This is a genomic window from Sarcina sp. DSM 11001, from assembly GCF_900101015.1.
Taxonomy (GTDB): domain Bacteria; phylum Bacillota; class Clostridia; order Lachnospirales; family Lachnospiraceae; genus CAG-791.
Map to the genome: position 1 here is coordinate 20190 of NZ_FNFZ01000025.1, position 15592 is coordinate 35781.

14 protein-coding genes are annotated in these 15592 nt (G+C 51.4%); 3 read left to right on the forward strand and 11 right to left on the reverse strand.

Annotated elements, in window-relative coordinates; all coding sequences use genetic code 11:
• The first annotated feature begins 8 nt into the window (after positions 1-8).
• On the forward strand, positions 9-830 hold the full coding sequence (locus tag BLT02_RS12845) for a YesL family protein (protein ID WP_092996235.1): 822 nt from the start codon (positions 9-11) through the stop codon (positions 828-830).
• A 233-nt stretch (positions 831-1063) separates the two neighbouring features.
• Positions 1064-3325 carry an alpha-galactosidase gene (locus tag BLT02_RS12850; RefSeq protein WP_092996238.1) on the forward strand — a complete coding sequence of 754 codons (2262 nt, stop codon included), beginning with the start codon at positions 1064-1066 and terminating at the stop codon, positions 3323-3325.
• Between the two features lie 478 nt (positions 3326-3803).
• On the opposite strand, the gene BLT02_RS12855 is transcribed toward BLT02_RS12850, so the two are convergent.
• From BLT02_RS12855 to BLT02_RS12900, 10 genes are all read right to left on the reverse strand, one after another.
• The gene (locus BLT02_RS12855) at positions 3804-4607 is read right to left on the reverse strand and encodes a hypothetical protein (protein WP_092996241.1); all 804 of its coding nucleotides are present in this window, start codon (positions 4605-4607) and stop codon (positions 3804-3806) included.
• A gap of 54 nt (positions 4608-4661) precedes the next feature.
• Positions 4662-5168: a GNAT family N-acetyltransferase gene (locus BLT02_RS12860; RefSeq protein WP_092996244.1), complete on the reverse strand. Its 507-nt coding sequence runs from the start codon at positions 5166-5168 to the stop codon at positions 4662-4664.
• Positions 5169-5236: 68 nt separating this feature from the next.
• Positions 5237-5737, reverse strand: a complete 501-nt coding sequence (locus BLT02_RS12865) for a GNAT family N-acetyltransferase (RefSeq protein ID WP_092996247.1) — start codon at positions 5735-5737, stop codon at positions 5237-5239.
• A 189-nt stretch (positions 5738-5926) separates the two neighbouring features.
• Entirely contained in the window at positions 5927-6514 is a 588-nt protein-coding gene (locus BLT02_RS12870; protein WP_092996252.1) for a helix-turn-helix domain-containing protein, read from the reverse strand.
• A gap of 189 nt (positions 6515-6703) precedes the next feature.
• Positions 6704-7567 carry an SPL family radical SAM protein gene (locus BLT02_RS12875; RefSeq protein WP_092996255.1) on the reverse strand — a complete coding sequence of 288 codons (864 nt, stop codon included), beginning with the start codon at positions 7565-7567 and terminating at the stop codon, positions 6704-6706.
• Between the two features lie 105 nt (positions 7568-7672).
• Positions 7673-7888 carry an Imm32 family immunity protein gene (locus BLT02_RS12880; RefSeq protein WP_207649411.1) on the reverse strand — a complete coding sequence of 72 codons (216 nt, stop codon included), beginning with the start codon at positions 7886-7888 and terminating at the stop codon, positions 7673-7675.
• A gap of 16 nt (positions 7889-7904) precedes the next feature.
• On the reverse strand, positions 7905-8225 hold the full coding sequence (locus tag BLT02_RS12885; protein WP_092996261.1) for a nucleotide pyrophosphohydrolase: 321 nt from the start codon (positions 8223-8225) through the stop codon (positions 7905-7907).
• Between the two features lie 78 nt (positions 8226-8303).
• A complete protein-coding gene (locus BLT02_RS12890) occupies positions 8304-8831 on the reverse strand; it encodes a hypothetical protein (RefSeq protein ID WP_092996264.1) in 528 nt (175 codons plus the stop codon).
• Between the two features lie 520 nt (positions 8832-9351).
• Positions 9352-9675 carry a TfoX/Sxy family protein gene (locus tag BLT02_RS12895; RefSeq protein WP_092996267.1) on the reverse strand — a complete coding sequence of 108 codons (324 nt, stop codon included), beginning with the start codon at positions 9673-9675 and terminating at the stop codon, positions 9352-9354.
• A gap of 171 nt (positions 9676-9846) precedes the next feature.
• Entirely contained in the window at positions 9847-10932 is a 1086-nt protein-coding gene (locus BLT02_RS12900) for a helix-turn-helix transcriptional regulator (protein ID WP_175453833.1), read from the reverse strand.
• Between the two features lie 1246 nt (positions 10933-12178).
• Here BLT02_RS12900 and BLT02_RS12910 point away from each other — a divergent pair.
• Entirely contained in the window at positions 12179-14956 is a 2778-nt protein-coding gene (locus BLT02_RS12910; protein ID WP_092996276.1) for a coiled-coil domain-containing protein, read from the forward strand.
• A gap of 24 nt (positions 14957-14980) precedes the next feature.
• Here the strand turns inward: BLT02_RS12910 and BLT02_RS12915 are convergent, their stop codons facing one another.
• Positions 14981-15571: a metallophosphoesterase family protein gene (locus BLT02_RS12915; protein WP_092996279.1), complete on the reverse strand. Its 591-nt coding sequence runs from the start codon at positions 15569-15571 to the stop codon at positions 14981-14983.
• Positions 15572-15592: the final 21 nt, after the last annotated feature.

Sequence of the window (15592 nt, forward strand, 5' to 3'; positions counted from 1 at the left end):
ATCAGATTATGAACGAACTGCTCAGCAGTTTTCTCAGCAATGACAGTGCCTTCGGGAAGCTTATGACGCGCTGCGGTGTGGTCATCGGAGCAAATCTCATGTTCGTCCTGTTCAGTCTGCCTGTGATCACGATCGGAGCGTCCAGCGCTGCCCTCCATTATGTCATGCTCAAGGCCCTGCGTGGAGACGGACAGATCAACCCCTTCAAATGCTTCTGGCAGGGTTTTCGAAGCAATTTCAGGCAGGCCACCATCGCCTGGCTCCTTATAGCCGCTTTGGCAGTCTTCCTGCTCTTTGACCTGCGGATCTGCCTCCAGACCGGAATGCCGCTGGAACTGTTAAAATACCCGCTCTACGGCATGCTGCTGGCTGAGGCTATTCTCGCAGTCTGCCTGTTTCCGGTCATGGCCGCCTTTGAAGACACCCTGCCCCGCCTGCTGCGAAACACCTTTTATTTTGCCATTAAGCGGGCATATGTCCTTCCGGTCCTTTTGTTTTTCAATTTTTTCCCCCTCTATCTCACCTATACGGATCCCCAGATGATGCCCCTCTATGCCTTTCTCTGGGTCTTCTTCGGATACGGCGCCATCGCCATGCTCAACAGCAGGCTCCTGCTTCCAGCCATGAAGCCATGGCTTCCCCTGGTCGATGAGTACGGCGATTTCATCCTCACAGAGGAGGGAGAAAAGCAGACTGCCGCAGGGGAAAACCTGGCGGGCGGGACTGAAGGCTCCAAAGCGGCAGGTCTATACCGGTCCGATACCAATGCGGCAGATGAAGACCGCGCAGCACAAAAGACACTGGAAGACATGGAGAGATTGGGAATGTGACCATATTTCCACAACCTTTTACATACCCGGACTTGTATGCAGCTCAGAACGTATACAATCAGAAAATGATTTGCTGAATTCCTTCAGAGGTCCGGATATGTTATACTTGAAACCGGTTTCAGAATCTCGTTATCGAGTATGCAGCCTGATAACAATGAAACAAAGCACGTTCAGGCAGGCTAAACTGTGATTGTTAACAGCCATAATATTTACGACAAGAAAAGAGGAAGCATATGAATATCCGCTATTTCGAGAAAGAAAGAATCTTTAAAATCGACACAGAACACGTCAGCTATGTGATGGCTGTTATCGATGAAGAGCAGTTTCTGGAACACGTCTACTTCGGGAGACGTCTGCAGGATTCTGATCTGCGTTATCTCCTCCGGCATCAGGAAGCTCCTTTTCTGCCCTCCACAAACGGCGGGGAGAGGGGCAAGGTCCTGGCCTGTATGAAACATGAACTGCCCGGGGAGCTGGGCGGCGACCACCGCGATGGAGCCGTCACGGTCCGGAGCGCGGGCGGACACACCGCTTTGCAGCCCTATTATGTTTCCCACAGGATCTACCGGGGAAAAGACAGGCTCGAAGGGCTTCCCGCCACTTTCGGCCATCCGGAAGAGACAATGACCCTCGAGATCACAATGGAAGATCCGGTCCTGGGCGTACGCTTTCTTTTATCCTGGTCCATCTTTTCCGACAATGATGCTGTCATGCGCAGCCTCCGCGTCCTCAACTGCAGCGATGCGCCTGTCCGTCTGGAAAAAGCACTCTCCCTTTCTCTTGATATGGACTGCACCGACCCCGACCAGAAGCCTTTCCGTCTGCTCACCCTGGACGGCATGTGGGTCCGTGAGCGTCATATGAATTACCGCGACATCGGTTACGGCTTCCAGGGCGTCTCCTCCAACCGGGGCGAGACCTCCCACCATGAGCAGCCCTTCCTGGGCCTGGTCTCCCCCTCAGCGACTCAGCATCAGGGCGAGGTCTACGGATTCCACCTGGTCTATTCCGGCAACTTCCGCGGCCAGGTCGAACGTGATTCCTACGATACGATCCGCGTGACTCTGGGCATCAACCCGGACCGTTTCTCCTTCACACTGCAACCCGGAGAATCCTTCCAGGCACCCGAGGGAGTCATGGTCTATTCCTGCCAGGGGCTGGGCGGCATGACCCACACCTTCCATGACCTCTATCGGAACCACCTGATCCGCGGGATCTGGAGAGACAAAAAACGTCCCATCCTCATCAATAACTGGGAGGCGACCTATTTTGATTTTGACAGCGACAAGCTTCTGGACATTGCCCGCGCCGCCCAAAAGGCAGGCATCGAAATGCTGGTCATGGACGACGGCTGGTTCGGCAAGCGCGACCTGGATGTCTCCGGTCTCGGAGACTGGTTTGTCAATGAAAACAAGATCAAGGGCGGTCTGAAAAAGCTGGTCGACGAAGTCAACGCCCTCGGTATGAAATTCGGCATCTGGTTTGAACCCGAAATGATCTCTCCCGATTCCGACCTCTACCGGGCTCATCCTGACTGGGCCATCAAGATCCCCGGCCGCACACCGACACAGCTCCGCAACCAGTATGTCCTCGACCTCTCGCGCAAGGAAGTCCGCGACACCGTTTATGATATGGTCGCCGCTGTCCTGCGCAGCGCCAACATAGAATATGTCAAATGGGACATGAACCGCACTCTCACCGACTTCGGCAGCGCCTGCCTGGGAGCGGAAAATCAGGATGAGCTCTGCCACCGCTATGTGCTGGGCCTCTATGAGATGCAGGGCCGTCTGATCGACGATTTCCCCTATCTGCTCCTCGAAAACTGCTCCGGCGGCGGCGCGCGCTTTGATCCCGGCATGCTCTATTACAGCCCCCAGATCTGGTGCTCCGACGACACTGACGCCGTCGAGCGCCTGATGATCCAGGAAGGTACCTCCCTCCTGTATCCGCTGTCCACCATGGGCGCCCACGTTTCCGTAGTTCCCAACCACGTCGTCGGACGCAGCACCAGCTTTGAGACCCGCGGGATCGTCGCCCTGGCCGGCACCTTTGGCTACGAACTGGACATCACAAAGCTCAGCGAAAAGGACCTGGCCGCCATCCCTCAGCAGATCGCCCTCTACCACAAATACAACGACCTGATCCGCAGGGGTGACTATGTCCGCATCGCCTCCTATCGTGAAAACCACCTGTATGACTGCTACGCTGTCATTTCCAAGGATAAATCAGAAGCTGTGGTCACCTATGTCCAGGTGCTCAAAGTCCCCGAGGACCGGAGCCGGATCCTGAGGATCCCCGGACTCGATCCCGACCGTGAATATGCCGTCATCGTCGACCGCACCTCCGACATCATGCCGGAGGAGGATCCTACCATGACCCTTCCCGTCGGCCCCCGGGCCTGCATGCGCGGAGATGCCCTCATGTACGCCGGACTGCCCATGCCCAACTTCAGGGGAGACTTCCGCTCCGCCCTCATCTACCTGTCGGAGATCTGACCCTCCCTCCGGAAAACCATGCCCGAACCCGCCGGCAATCCAACTATAATGCATATAATGCCTCCGGCAGGCCATATATAATGCTTCCGGCGGGCCATATATATTACTTCCGGCGGGCCATATATAATGCCATCTATAATGCTGAAACCGGCTGCGGATCCTGTATATCCGCAGCCGATTTCTATATTTCTATTATTCTTTTCCAATTCCGTGAAAAGCGGCCGGAAAAATTATGAGGGGCAGTGCTTCAGAGGCGGAGCGCTGCCGCTCCCGGTTGGCAATATTTTATGTGATCAAAAAAGGAAGAGGACGGTTCTTTTCCTCCTCCTGAGAGGAAACAAAGAACCGTCCCTGTCTCTCCTGTCTCCTTACGTCTGCCTCGGAGTGGACCGGGGAGCCATCCCCCAATCCGGTCATCTAGTCCGGCCATCCTGTCCGGTCATAGAATCCGGCCGTCTGGTCCGGTCATCCGATCCGGTCACCTTTTCTGAATAAAGAGTTTATATCTGCAGTCGGGGTCAGACCATTCTTCATCGCCTGTCTGAATATCAATGAAATAGGCGCGTCCTTTGGACAGGCTGACTACCGCGCTCATATAATCGCCGGTAGGATAATAGTCTTTTTTCTTCAGCATTGTATTGCTTCCGTTCACCACTCTTGATCTGATCCAGCCCACCTGGCTCATATTCTTCACAACTACTCTGTAATTCCCTGATGATTCGGGAACAAATTTAAAGTAGTCCGCATCGACCGGATAGGTGTGTTTCCCGTAGTAATTCTTGCCGACTACTACGCTTTTGGCTGCGGTCATCGTATTCCCTTCCAGATCTTCTGCACCCCAGACCTTAAACTTGACTTTACCCGAGCTTCTGTTTGTGTTTTTGATAATAACGTAATACCAGCTGTTTTCTTTCAGTGATTTTTTATAGGTATGTATATAACAATCATTTCCTTTGGTCAGGTTTTTGGTATCCAGGGCAGTGCCGGCATCCAATCTGTCTGTCCCACGCAAGTATATGTTGATCGGTCTCGCGACACTTACATTGGTAAGCCGCAATTCATAATAGCCTCTGTAGCTGTAAGTTTTAAATTTAAAAATAGAGTAGTCCTGTGAGCTGCCGATCGTGGTGATATAATCTTTGTTAATATCTATCACCTTTGCATTCCCTCTGCTGCTTCCACCGGTCACCCTGGTCTCCGCAGCTGAAACCGGGAACACGAAAGTCCCCATGATCAGCACTGCACACAGCACAAGTACCAGTTTTTTCCAGATTCTGTTCATAATAACCTCCTAATCTGCGAAAATCTATGAAAATATGTTTCCAGAATCACAAACTCATGTGCGGAAGGTTTTTTCAAAAGCGAGGCGCGGATAATCATCCTCCTCCACATAAATCGTGCCGCAGTGGACAAATCCCAGCTTCCGAAGCAGGGCCTGCATGACGATATTGTCGCCATGGGTATCCATTCGCAAATGCCCGCACTGCTCAAATGCCCAGTTTATGCAGAAAGCCCCGATTCCCTTCTCGGACCCGTCCCCGGCGACTCTGTGAATGACGCCGTAAGGACTGTCATCGAGCCATGCACCATCCGTGATGATCCGGTAGACCGGCTCGATGTCTTTTCCGTGAATAAAGAAAAAAGTACCGGCGACCTTTCCTTCATCATTGACGCAGACATAACTGTTTCCGCTCCGGATGTCACGATGGATCAATTTCTCCGGAGGCCAGTTGGTAGGCCCCCACTGGTTGGGGTTCCCATGCTCCGCCATGAACCTCCTCGCGAAACTGTAAATCTCCATCATCCGGTCAAAATCCTGTTCCGTTGAATTCCTGATCACCATATATCCAATAGCTCCCCTGAAAAGCAGAAATCATTCTTCTACATTCATGATTCCGCATACCGGTTTGTTTACTTTATCTTACCATACAGACACAAGTCATAAATTCTGCCATCTTTATAAACAGCATTTTTCTGCAGCCCTTCCTTCACAAAGCCGTTTCTTTCCAAAACACGCTGAGAGGCTGTATTCGGCGCATATACCAGGCCTGTAATGCGAATGATGTCCAGTTCGGCAAAAGCAGCCTCGCAAATCTGGCGAACTGCCACCGTCATGATTCCCTTAGACCAGAAGTCCGTCAAAAGTAAATAGCCTATTTCACCATCCCTGCAGTACACATCAGCTTTCTGCTCAACGGAGATATTTCCCGCAACCTTCCCGTCTACAACAATGGCACGGAACAGACCGTCCTTTCCGTCATGTTCGGATACCATCCCCAGCCACCAATCCGCCGCTTCTTCTGTATAGGGGTATGGCATCCGGCCAGAAAGGAAGGACCGGTCTGCCTTATTGCATAGATTGATCAGATCCCCTTTCAGATCTTCCGACCATTTCACAAGCTTTATTTCCATTCATTTTCCCTCTTTAAACCTGCTTTGACTGCTCATTGCTCATAATAAGAATACATTATTTACCAATATTTCTAAACAGATATTCAGCATTTCCAAAGAGCTATTCATGCAATGCCATTTAGCCAGTTGTTCGACATCAATCGAACAACTGGCTAAATGGCATTGCGTATGAGCATCCTCAGTAAGAGATTATACTGGATTAATTGAAAAAAAGCCATCACGGTTGCAGTAAAAAAAGATCCTTCTGACTCCCCTGATTTTAAACCGTGCTTCGGCGTTTCCCTCCGGATAGAGTTTCACCATCTGCATTTCATCAGAAGATGCCGCTGCCGCAAAGGAAATATAATGGTCCTTAGTCATGCTGTGATCGATCCGCACATAATATTCATCTTCTACGCGCTCGATGAAAAGCCTGTGGCGCTCGTCTGCAGGTTCTACTTCTAAAGGTGTGAGCAGGATCCCGTGGCAATGAATAGCCGCTTCACCCATGCTGTGTATGGCATTGCCGCACACCGGGCAGACATAGAATCTGGACCGCAGCATATTGGCAGACACATTTGAATTGAAAACAGTATTGCCGGAGATCAGTTCCGTTACCGAAATCCTGAACGCCTCTGCGATCGGTTCCAGGAGTGTGATATCCGGATATCCTTTTGCCGTCTCCCATTTCGAGACGGTCTTGTCGCTTACCCCGAGTTTTTCCGCCAGCCGGGCCTGGGTCATCCCGCTTTTTTCCCGCAGTTCTCTGATCACTGCACCTGTAACATATTGGTTCATATTATTTTTCACCTCCATGTACAGATTGTAGATCAAGGCGGCTGTATGCACCACCTACGGTAAGTAGAGTTCAGGCGGATGTCATTTTTCACTGATCAGGTCCCATTTCAGGTTTTCAGCCCATTAAACAAGTTTTACTTTTGATTTTGCTCTTCTTCAAAACCTGTTGTGCAGGGCATACCATTCCATTCAAAATAATGTCATCTGCTCATATCGCTCCGGCAGCTCATGCATATAGGCAAAACAGGCCTCCGGCGTATGCAGAATACCGTGTTTTTCACATTGGTCATGGAACCATGTCATAAGCTCTGCATTGCGGCTGCTGACCACCTCATAACTGTTCCCGTATTTTTCCCTGTATTTCAGTGAAAGCCCCGGGAAATACCTGTCCACCGCCCGGTAATAGTACTCCCTGTCACCTTCCCGAAGCGTCATGCCCATATTCCAGCAGATGATCCCCTTTACGCCTGCGTCGATACACCAGTCCACAATTGCCTCCACGTTTTCCTTCGTGTCCGTCAGAAAGGGGAGGATAGGTGTCATCCAGACAACTGTCGGTATACCGGCTCTCTGAAACTCCTTCAGCACCTCATATCTGTGCCGGGAATTGCAGACATTCGGTTCCAGCTTCCTGCTCAGTCCCTCATCGGCAATCGTCAGCGTCATCTGGACAAGGGCTTTTGCTTTTCTGTTGATACTCGTAAAAAGATCCAGGTCTCTGAGGACCCGGTCTGATTTCGTGAGGACTGCTGCTCCGAAGCCGTACCGGTCGATCAGCTCCAGGCAGCGCCGGACGATCCTCAGATCCATCTCGCAGGGCTGATAAGGATCGCACATCGATCCGGTTCCGATCATGATCTTTTTTCTCTTCGTCCGCAGGATCTTTTCCAGAAGTTCCGGGGCATTCTCCTTGACCTCAATATCTTCGAAGGGGTGAGTAAACTGATAGCACCGGCTGCGGGAATCACAATAGACACAGCCATGCATACAGCCGCGGTATACATTCATTCCATTCTCCCGGTTGAGGAGCGTTTTGGCCTGTACAAAATGCATCTCTTTATTTACTTCCTCTTTTTACTTCCTCTTTTTAGGAGCCGGCAGCTCTTCGTACATCGCTTCCAGCAGTTTCCTCAGGAAATCCATATTCTCAACAGGAGCTTATCTGATCCTCTCGACAATCAGATCTGCAGATCCCTCTTCCAGAGAATTGTACTCGTCAAAATGTATGTGGCTTCCCGGGGCCTCTTCCGCAAGAGACGCCAGATGTTTCGCCAGAGAAAGCAAGCCCTCCCGGTTTGCCCGGATGACCGCAGCTTTTCCATCAACGCTGGTGCTGATTGTAAAGCCTTCCACCCATTTCAGATCCATAGACATAGGTATCTCCCACTTCTCAGAGCCTGTCATACTTTGCCGCGCTTCCCTTTGATTTCTCAACGGGATACTTTGCCTCGTTCTGGTCCATCTTTCGATTTACGATTTCGTCTTCGTCCAGATCCAGCTTGTCGAGCAGGTTCCGGCAGTATACGAGCACATCCGCAAGCTCCTCTCCGACATGTTTCAGATCATAATCCGTATCGCTCCACTGAAAACACTCCAGCAGTTCGTTGGCTTCTATAGAAATGGATTTCGCCAGGTTTGCAGGAGTATGAAACTGATCCCAGTCGCGGTCTTCGGTAAACTGACGTATTCTTCTGATGGTTTCATCTTTCATATTAATGTACTCCTCCTCCCGGAATCACTCTTTCCTTTTTTCCTTTTATAGTATCTTATAAGATATGTGAGCAGGCGATCATTTGCAGTATCTGTAAAAATCCCTCACGTCATCAAGCCTTATCTTCCTTCCAATTTTGATCGGGTTCCCGTCTTTGAAGAACAGGCTTTGCTCCCCAAGAATCGTCCCATGACCCTCCTGGTCGGTCCTTGCCATGTGGATAAGCTGATAACCGTCAAATTCGTGGAGGACCAATTCTATATATCCCTTCAGTGTGATCTCTGTTTTTTTCAAAAGCCTGATCAGAGCATTTATATCATATTTCTCTTTGTCATATTCATTCTGCCTGATCTTCCATTCTGACGGGTCATTGTTTTCAGCTTTGATATTAAATACATAATAGGCAGGAGAAAAAAATTTGTATTCGTCTGCCCTTTTTCCAAAGATCACACAGTGTTCGTACCTGAACACGCTGACTCTTTTAATCTTATTGCCGTTAATGAAAAAATAGGCCCTGTAAGCGGGAATGAACCCATTGTCCCGCCTGGCACAGATGTAATACTTTGATCCATTATCATGAGGGGCATTTTGGCGAATGCTGAACATATTCATCTCCACTATACTTGGCGGTTTCTACACCTGTTATTCATTAAAAAGGATCCGGCTATTATAAAAACAAAACTTTATCAAAAAACCTGAATGCAAAAAAACCGGAGCAGCTAAATCAATCGTAAACTATTCCTATTTTGCATAGCTTTATCGTTACTGTCCACGCCCCCTCGAAGGGCGTGGACATGTAACGCTTGCGCGCGGTGATTCAACAATGCGAAGCTTTGTTATATGCTTCGCTGTGCACAACACACTCTGAGAGTGTGTTTGCGCCGTTGAACTCGGGTTTTTCGCGAAAAAGCCGCGAAAAACGCCTCGAGTTTCGAGCCGGTCTGTACTGTAACGCTTTATCCTCTTCGCCCTGCATCCCGGCCGAAGCCATAGCAGTTTGAAAGAAGAAGCTCGTACGTCTGTATATCCTTTCGATCTTATCAGTCAGCTGAAATCTGTTTTCCTGTCACGTCAAACACAAAAGATTCTGAATAGTCCTGGAACGGCCAGACTTCGTTTTCATCGATTATTTCATCCTTTTCTTTTTCTTTGGAGCCGGCAGTTCATCATACATGGCATTCAGCAGTTCCTGCAGAAACTCCCTATTCTCCACATTGTCCACAAGCAGCATTTCTTTTGCGCCTTCATAGGGCAGTTCCTTATCCGCGTCCGGCATCATCGCCACAGCAGATTTTGTCGGCTTCACCAGAAAACGGTCATCATAGATACCACCGACGATCCTGCCGCGATAGTAAACAATATATTCACCCATCATCGCATGGCAGGAAATATCATCCAGCCCGGAAAGCTGGTCCAGTATGAAATTCAGATATCCTTTACTTGATGCCATATACAATCGCTCCTTCTTAATCTTCCTTGAAAATACTCATATAGTCTCCTTGTTCCATTTCTCCTTGTGGATCAATATTCCGGTAATACAATCCATTTCTCCTTTAATGATACTCCGGATCCTTCTATTTTGATCGTCACTGTTGATCGTCACTGTTGATCGTCACTTTCGTCACTTTCCGGCGGGGTCCCCTCCATAGGCCTCATACGCCTTCCTGTACTCTTCCCGCAGCAGGTCGCGGAGGGATTGGGGCTGCAGGACCTGTGCCTCGCCGCCGAACCTGTAAAAATACTGCAGGATCTGGTAGGTGGAGCACTCAAAATGGTAATTCCCATTTTCATCAATCTCAGAAGGGAGGGGTTTCATATACTGGATCGCCTTGTAAAGCTGCTTTCCCTTCTGTGTCAGATGCACGACGCATTCTTCCTTTTCCCCGACCAGGAACTGGACGCGGCCGTGCGCGATTTTTTCCTCGATCTCTTTCTTTTCTGAAGAGGACAGGCTTCCGGACCGGATCCCTGACGCAGAGAGGATCCTGACATCCACAAGGCGTGACAGGCGGAAGGATGCTATGCGCTCATCTGATTTGAGCCCGCCTTTTAGCACGCAGCGGCCGACAAGGTAGTGGAAGATCCCAGCTTCATTGGGAAGGATACCGTACACGCGAAGGTCCCAGGATGTCTCTTCTCCCCTGGGGTTCCGTGTCGTGATCCGCAGAAGCTTTCCCGCTGCTGCGGCGGCATCGGCTTGGGAGATCCACTCGTTGAAGTAAAAAGCCTCCCGCTGGTACTGCGTATGAGAAGCGTACTCCTCTATAAGAGCCTTCATATATCTGGCAGGTTTGTTCCTGTAAAAAGCGGCGTCAGGCCAGTCCGGGTCATAAAAGAGATCGCTGTTCCGGTTGCTCAGCCTGAACAGGACGGATATTCCCTTGGGGTACGATACCGCCTTCATCTCCAGTTCCTTTCGGACGGGTAAAAGGAGGGCCTTCGTGACGGCCTCCGCCGTCTCGGGATCAAGCCTTTTTTTCTGCATCCCGAGGTTTTCCAGCTGCAGGAGGATCGTCTGCCTTCTCCTTTCGAGCGTCTGTGAGATGGACGCCCCCGCCTGCGGTGCAAAGCGATACAAAAGCTCGTTGAAGAACCCGTTCTTCGTCAGCTGCGGGGCGAACTGCTCCCGGTCCGCCTCCAGGATCTCCTGAGCGTGCAGCGATAGATTGACGCGCTGTTTCTGCTCCGGATTAAGTTCCAATACCATCCCTGACCTGCCCCCTTCTTTCCTGTCAAACATTCGTCTTGCTTACGGTTATGAGCATAGATCACAGACTCACATGCAAGAAGTTGCGCATGCTGTCGCGTCCTCGATGCTCTCAGCCCGCTCCAAACATTCGGGATTCCGCCTGGCTGCGGACACTTGCTCGTTGTTTATTCGTGTTTTTTCATCTGTATCATTGTACCATGAAAGGAACAAAAAGCCCATAATAATCCCGTAAAAACCATATAAACAGGAACAATAAAATATTTTTCATGTTCATTTACGGTCAATTCCGCAATGAGTATACTGTATAACAGAACAGGGGAGCCGCTCCCCTGAACAAAGCCGCCCAAACCTGCGGCCTTTAACCTTGACAAGTGCATACAGGAAGAAAACAGTGACTTACTCCAACGCATATGCTTGATGAGAATATGCGCCCTGAAAACGGCGGGTGCGGGATGCACGCGTGTCCACAGGGTGAAGCGTACTCAAGTGCCGGAAGATGATCATGTGCTTAAAATGCGCATGTGCTTAAAAGAGCTGAGCAGAGAATGGCTGTAAAGGACAGCCATTCCGCCATCCGAATAAGCCCGCGGGTGGCGGCGATCGACTGCCTTCTGAGAATCTTTGGGAATAACGAGGCGCCGCTTATGGCGCAGCGCCTGAAAGGTTCTCACCCGATTCCGCAAAACGCGGAAGATCTCCCACATGGAGGGAGGCCCCGGAAACATCGGGGCGGGGGGGGGCTTGAAGGCCGGGCAGGCGCGGCCGGAGACACGGCCTGTCCACTGGAGAGGAGCAGGAGGACTTTTTATAATTTCCTCAGAGGCAGCGAATAAGAACGCTTCCTTTCCAGTCTAAACAATAATCGCTGCCGGAAGACGCTGCGATCCTGCCCTTACATGGTTGAGATCCGGCGGCCTGACGCTCTGCGTCTAACCCGACACGGAGTCCCGCCCCTTACACGGCCGGGACCCGGCGACGAAACGAACTGCAATTTGTGCAATGTAATTACTACAATTCCTGAGAACAAGTAATCAGACAGAAAACCAATGGGCAGACGGTTCTGCGTGGTTTTCCCAGATGACGTACTTCTATGGTCTATTGTGATTCTTAATGCATCCCTGAGAATGGGACGCAAAAGCCACGCGGATGTTTGTCATCGGATAGTCTGCCCATTGGTTTTCTGTCTGATTATTTTTTAGAACAAAACGGAGATTTTTAACAGAACAGATCTAATATAGAAAAAATGGAGCTTTCTTATCATAAGCTTCTTTTAAGCACAATGCATATGGTCACCTGCGCAAAAGGGGATCCGGACAGGATCACTGATGAGACTCTTCTGCAGGCTCTGACTGTGAATGAAAACCTGCACGCGCTGGGCTTCACCCTGCGTCCGCAGGATATCGGGATGCTCGCCGCGAGCAGCTCCATGGAAGGGTTTTACCAGCAGGTTAAGGAGCTCGTCCCCGAAGTGAAGGCGGAGCCCATGTACCCGGATTTTCCCATCCAGGTGATGGAAATTGATGAGGCGCAGTTCAGACTCCACCAGATGATGCACTATTTTTCCACCTACGGGCTGGAATGGCTGACCGGACAGAAAGTCAGCAAAGGCTGGCTCCCTAATGTGACTTCCACTCCCAAAACGGAAAGAGACGACCGGCTCCTGGAGGACACGGTCCTGGAACTTGTATGGGAGGAGGACAGCCGTGGGCTGTGCCTCAGACGCATCCTCGGAAGGCGCGAACGACTGACGATCCCGGAGAAGGAACTTGTACTGATGTCCCTTCCGCACGTTTCGGAGGAGACCTTCGACGGTATGAAGATCCTTTTCAAGGAGAATCTGGAGCTTTTATTTCCTGATATTGTCGCGAAAACGCCCGGGAAAGAGGCGGTCCGGATCCTCGGCCACCTCTGCCAGCACACGGGTGACGTGCTCAACAACGCCGCCATCCTGCTCAAAAAGAACAGGTACCATCTGCGCACCGCCCAGAAGCGCATGCTGGTACACCTCCTTGAGAGCTATCCCGCATCGGATCTTCGGGGGAACCTGATCCTGTCCAATACAAAGAGGGAACGGAATCTGCTGATCCTCCGGCACCTCGACTACAACATCTATTCCCGGAGCGCTGCCCATAAAAAGGCGGTTGCCGACCTGCGGGCGGGATCTCTACACTCCTGGGAGGGAACGGCAAAGCGGATGCTCACAGGGCATGAGGAAGGCGCGCTGGCCTTTACCGCAAAGCGTCCCGGAGTCGTGCTCCGTATGCTGCAGTGGATCCTCTCCCTCGGCTACGACGAGGAGGAAATCGCCGGCCTTCTCTGCGCGCAGGCGGAAAAACTCAGCACCCAGATGCTGGTAAAGCTCCTGCATACTGTCCGTGTCGAAACGGAAGAAGGAATCCGTAAGGAAGAGGAAAAAGCCTTCCGCGAGATTGAAGTTCGCTTCCTCCAGAAAAAAAGGCCGTACATCAACTTACATAGCAAGCTCGAAAACGAAGTCAGATGGGAGAGATGGCGCCATCAATCTGCCATGAGTAGGTGCAGGAACCAACTGTCTGCGAACCTCCACGCGTGGTCCGAACCCGTGCTCTCGCTGAAGTGCCGGAAGGAAATCTCAAAAATCATGGAGAAACTGGAGCAGCAGGCCGGCATTCTTTTGCAGGGTCAGAAAAACAGGGCGCTGGCGCTCGAAAAGAGCATCCGGAAAATACAGCAGCGAATCCTGTTTCTGGAAGGCACCGTCCGCTCCAATAAGGACGGCAGAGAGGGAACCGGCAGGTGCGCGGAAAACGCGCAGCGCCTGATTTCCTCTCTGGAATCGGACAAGAGGCGGATGGAGGAAAAACTGTCTGCTGTCCAGGCTGAAATCGACGGACACATGCAAATGGCACTCTCCGAAAACAACGTAGAGGAGATTAAAGCGGATATCATAAAAAAATATGATCTGCTCCGGGAGAGGGCAGGTGCTGAGACCCTCGCCCTGAGCGAAGCCAGTGCCCGAAAGATGGAGGAACTGGAGGCTGCCCACAGGGAAAGGCTGGCACGGATCGAGGAAAAGTACGCTCTTCTCCGGGCTTCGGCACCCTCCGCCCTTATAGCCATTGAGGAGGAAGAAGTCGCCGAGAAGGTAAAGGCCGCCGCCCGGTTTGAAAGGCGCGTCCGCGCCCTGCACTCCATTCCCGCGAGGAAACGGATCCTCGAACGGGTCCTCCAGGCACACCTGGAGACCGTCACGACGCCGCTTAAAGGCAGGAAGGTGTGGCTGGATCCCGGTCCCTTCGACCTCGCCCATTCCCTGATGCAGACCACGGACAAATCGCAGGACGGCACATACGTCCGCAGCGGTTTCGCCTGGCGGATCCCTGAAAAAGCAAGGCGAGTACGGTTTTTTGTCTACTGGAATGACGAAAGCCGTGTGGATATTGACCTGCACGCCAGCGCAGCGGATTACCCCGTGGGAAAACCGAATCTGCTTTCCTGGTTCCACGTGGGCTGGAACGCCGGCTTCCGCGAGAGAGGAGTCTGCCATTCCGGCGACATCACCCACAGCGACGCCGCGGAGTACATCGATATCGACCTCAGTCAAAACCTGCGCTATGTCACCCTGAATGTGGACCTGTTCGACGGACATAATGGATTCCGCGACATCGACGAATGCTTTGTCGGCCTCATGGCTGTCAAAAAGTACAAAGAGAACGTCCGGCTCTATGACCCTGCGAACTGCTTTTTCACCCACGACCTCATGCAGGATACCCGGTTTTTGAACTACGGCTATATCGACGTCCTGAACCGCTATGTCCGTTTCGTGGGAAAGCCCTTTACCAGGGACTTCGCTTCCCATCTGGACAGGGACCACGACGCCAGCTTCTACGTGCAGGAGTATCTCGACATCCTGTTCAAAGCCCAGGGCGCTGTCCCGGTACAGACGCAGGAAGAGGCCGACCTGGTCCTCACCGTGGGGAAATCCACGATCCCGGGCGCCATCAGCCTCATCGACAACAATTTCTTCCTGGATGCACAGTAGGGTTACCCGGCATACCTGACAGTTTCAGGTGATGGTAAAGGGGTGGGTCAGGTGATTCTGTTTCTGGGTACTGTTTGTTTTTCTCTTTCGCTGTTCAGAAGTATTTCCGGCAGGAGTTTCGTGAGGAATATCGATGCGCTCGACAACCATTTTTCTCCCGGATCCGGTTATGTAGAAATCATCAGATCCGCCCGGTTCATCCGGTTCAAACAGCTTCAATACTGCCATCGTGATCTCCTGATTGAATCTGCGGGGACCGCAGCTCCCTGGATTAAGATACACAGTATCCCTTTCCCTGGAGCAGGAGTAGCGGTGGCTGTGCCCATAAATGACGAGATCGGCGTTGTGCTCCTTCGGGATATTTCTTTTAATGTGCGTCATGCAGATCTGGAGACCATACAGTTCAAACTGCCGGACAAGAGGGATTTCCCGCGCCCAGTTCCGGTCGTTATTTCCACGTACAGCATAAATTGTCCTAATATTCTGCAGACGGTCATAAATCTCCGGTGTGGAAATGTCACCGGCGTGCAGAATGACTTCACACCCCTCAAGAATAGAGAGAACCTCCGGGCGGAGAAGGTTGTGGGTATCTGAGATTATGGCTATTTTGTGCATGGCTATAGTGCCTTATCCCTC

What these genes read in the sequence shown, in the direction of transcription:
- BLT02_RS12845 (WP_092996235.1), top strand. Translation starts at nt 9, where the DNA reads ATGAACGAACTGCTCAGCAGTTTTCTCAGCAATGACAGTGCCTTCGGG.
- BLT02_RS12850 (WP_092996238.1), top strand. Translation starts at nt 1,064, where the DNA reads ATGAATATCCGCTATTTCGAGAAAGAAAGAATCTTTAAAATCGACACA.
- BLT02_RS12855 (WP_092996241.1), bottom strand. Translation starts at nt 4,607, where the DNA reads ATGAACAGAATCTGGAAAAAACTGGTACTTGTGCTGTGTGCAGTGCTG.
- BLT02_RS12860 (WP_092996244.1), bottom strand. Translation starts at nt 5,168, where the DNA reads ATGGTGATCAGGAATTCAACGGAACAGGATTTTGACCGGATGATGGAG.
- BLT02_RS12865 (WP_092996247.1), bottom strand. Translation starts at nt 5,737, where the DNA reads ATGGAAATAAAGCTTGTGAAATGGTCGGAAGATCTGAAAGGGGATCTG.
- BLT02_RS12870 (WP_092996252.1), bottom strand. Translation starts at nt 6,514, where the DNA reads ATGAACCAATATGTTACAGGTGCAGTGATCAGAGAACTGCGGGAAAAA.
- BLT02_RS12875 (WP_092996255.1), bottom strand. Translation starts at nt 7,567, where the DNA reads ATGCATTTTGTACAGGCCAAAACGCTCCTCAACCGGGAGAATGGAATG.
- BLT02_RS12880 (WP_207649411.1), bottom strand. Translation starts at nt 7,888, where the DNA reads ATGTCTATGGATCTGAAATGGGTGGAAGGCTTTACAATCAGCACCAGC.
- BLT02_RS12885 (WP_092996261.1), bottom strand. Translation starts at nt 8,225, where the DNA reads ATGAAAGATGAAACCATCAGAAGAATACGTCAGTTTACCGAAGACCGC.
- BLT02_RS12890 (WP_092996264.1), bottom strand. Translation starts at nt 8,831, where the DNA reads ATGTTCAGCATTCGCCAAAATGCCCCTCATGATAATGGATCAAAGTAT.
- BLT02_RS12895 (WP_092996267.1), bottom strand. Translation starts at nt 9,675, where the DNA reads ATGGCATCAAGTAAAGGATATCTGAATTTCATACTGGACCAGCTTTCC.
- BLT02_RS12900 (WP_175453833.1), bottom strand. Translation starts at nt 10,932, where the DNA reads ATGGTATTGGAACTTAATCCGGAGCAGAAACAGCGCGTCAATCTATCG.
- BLT02_RS12910 (WP_092996276.1), top strand. Translation starts at nt 12,179, where the DNA reads ATGGAGCTTTCTTATCATAAGCTTCTTTTAAGCACAATGCATATGGTC.
- BLT02_RS12915 (WP_092996279.1), bottom strand. Translation starts at nt 15,571, where the DNA reads ATGCACAAAATAGCCATAATCTCAGATACCCACAACCTTCTCCGCCCG.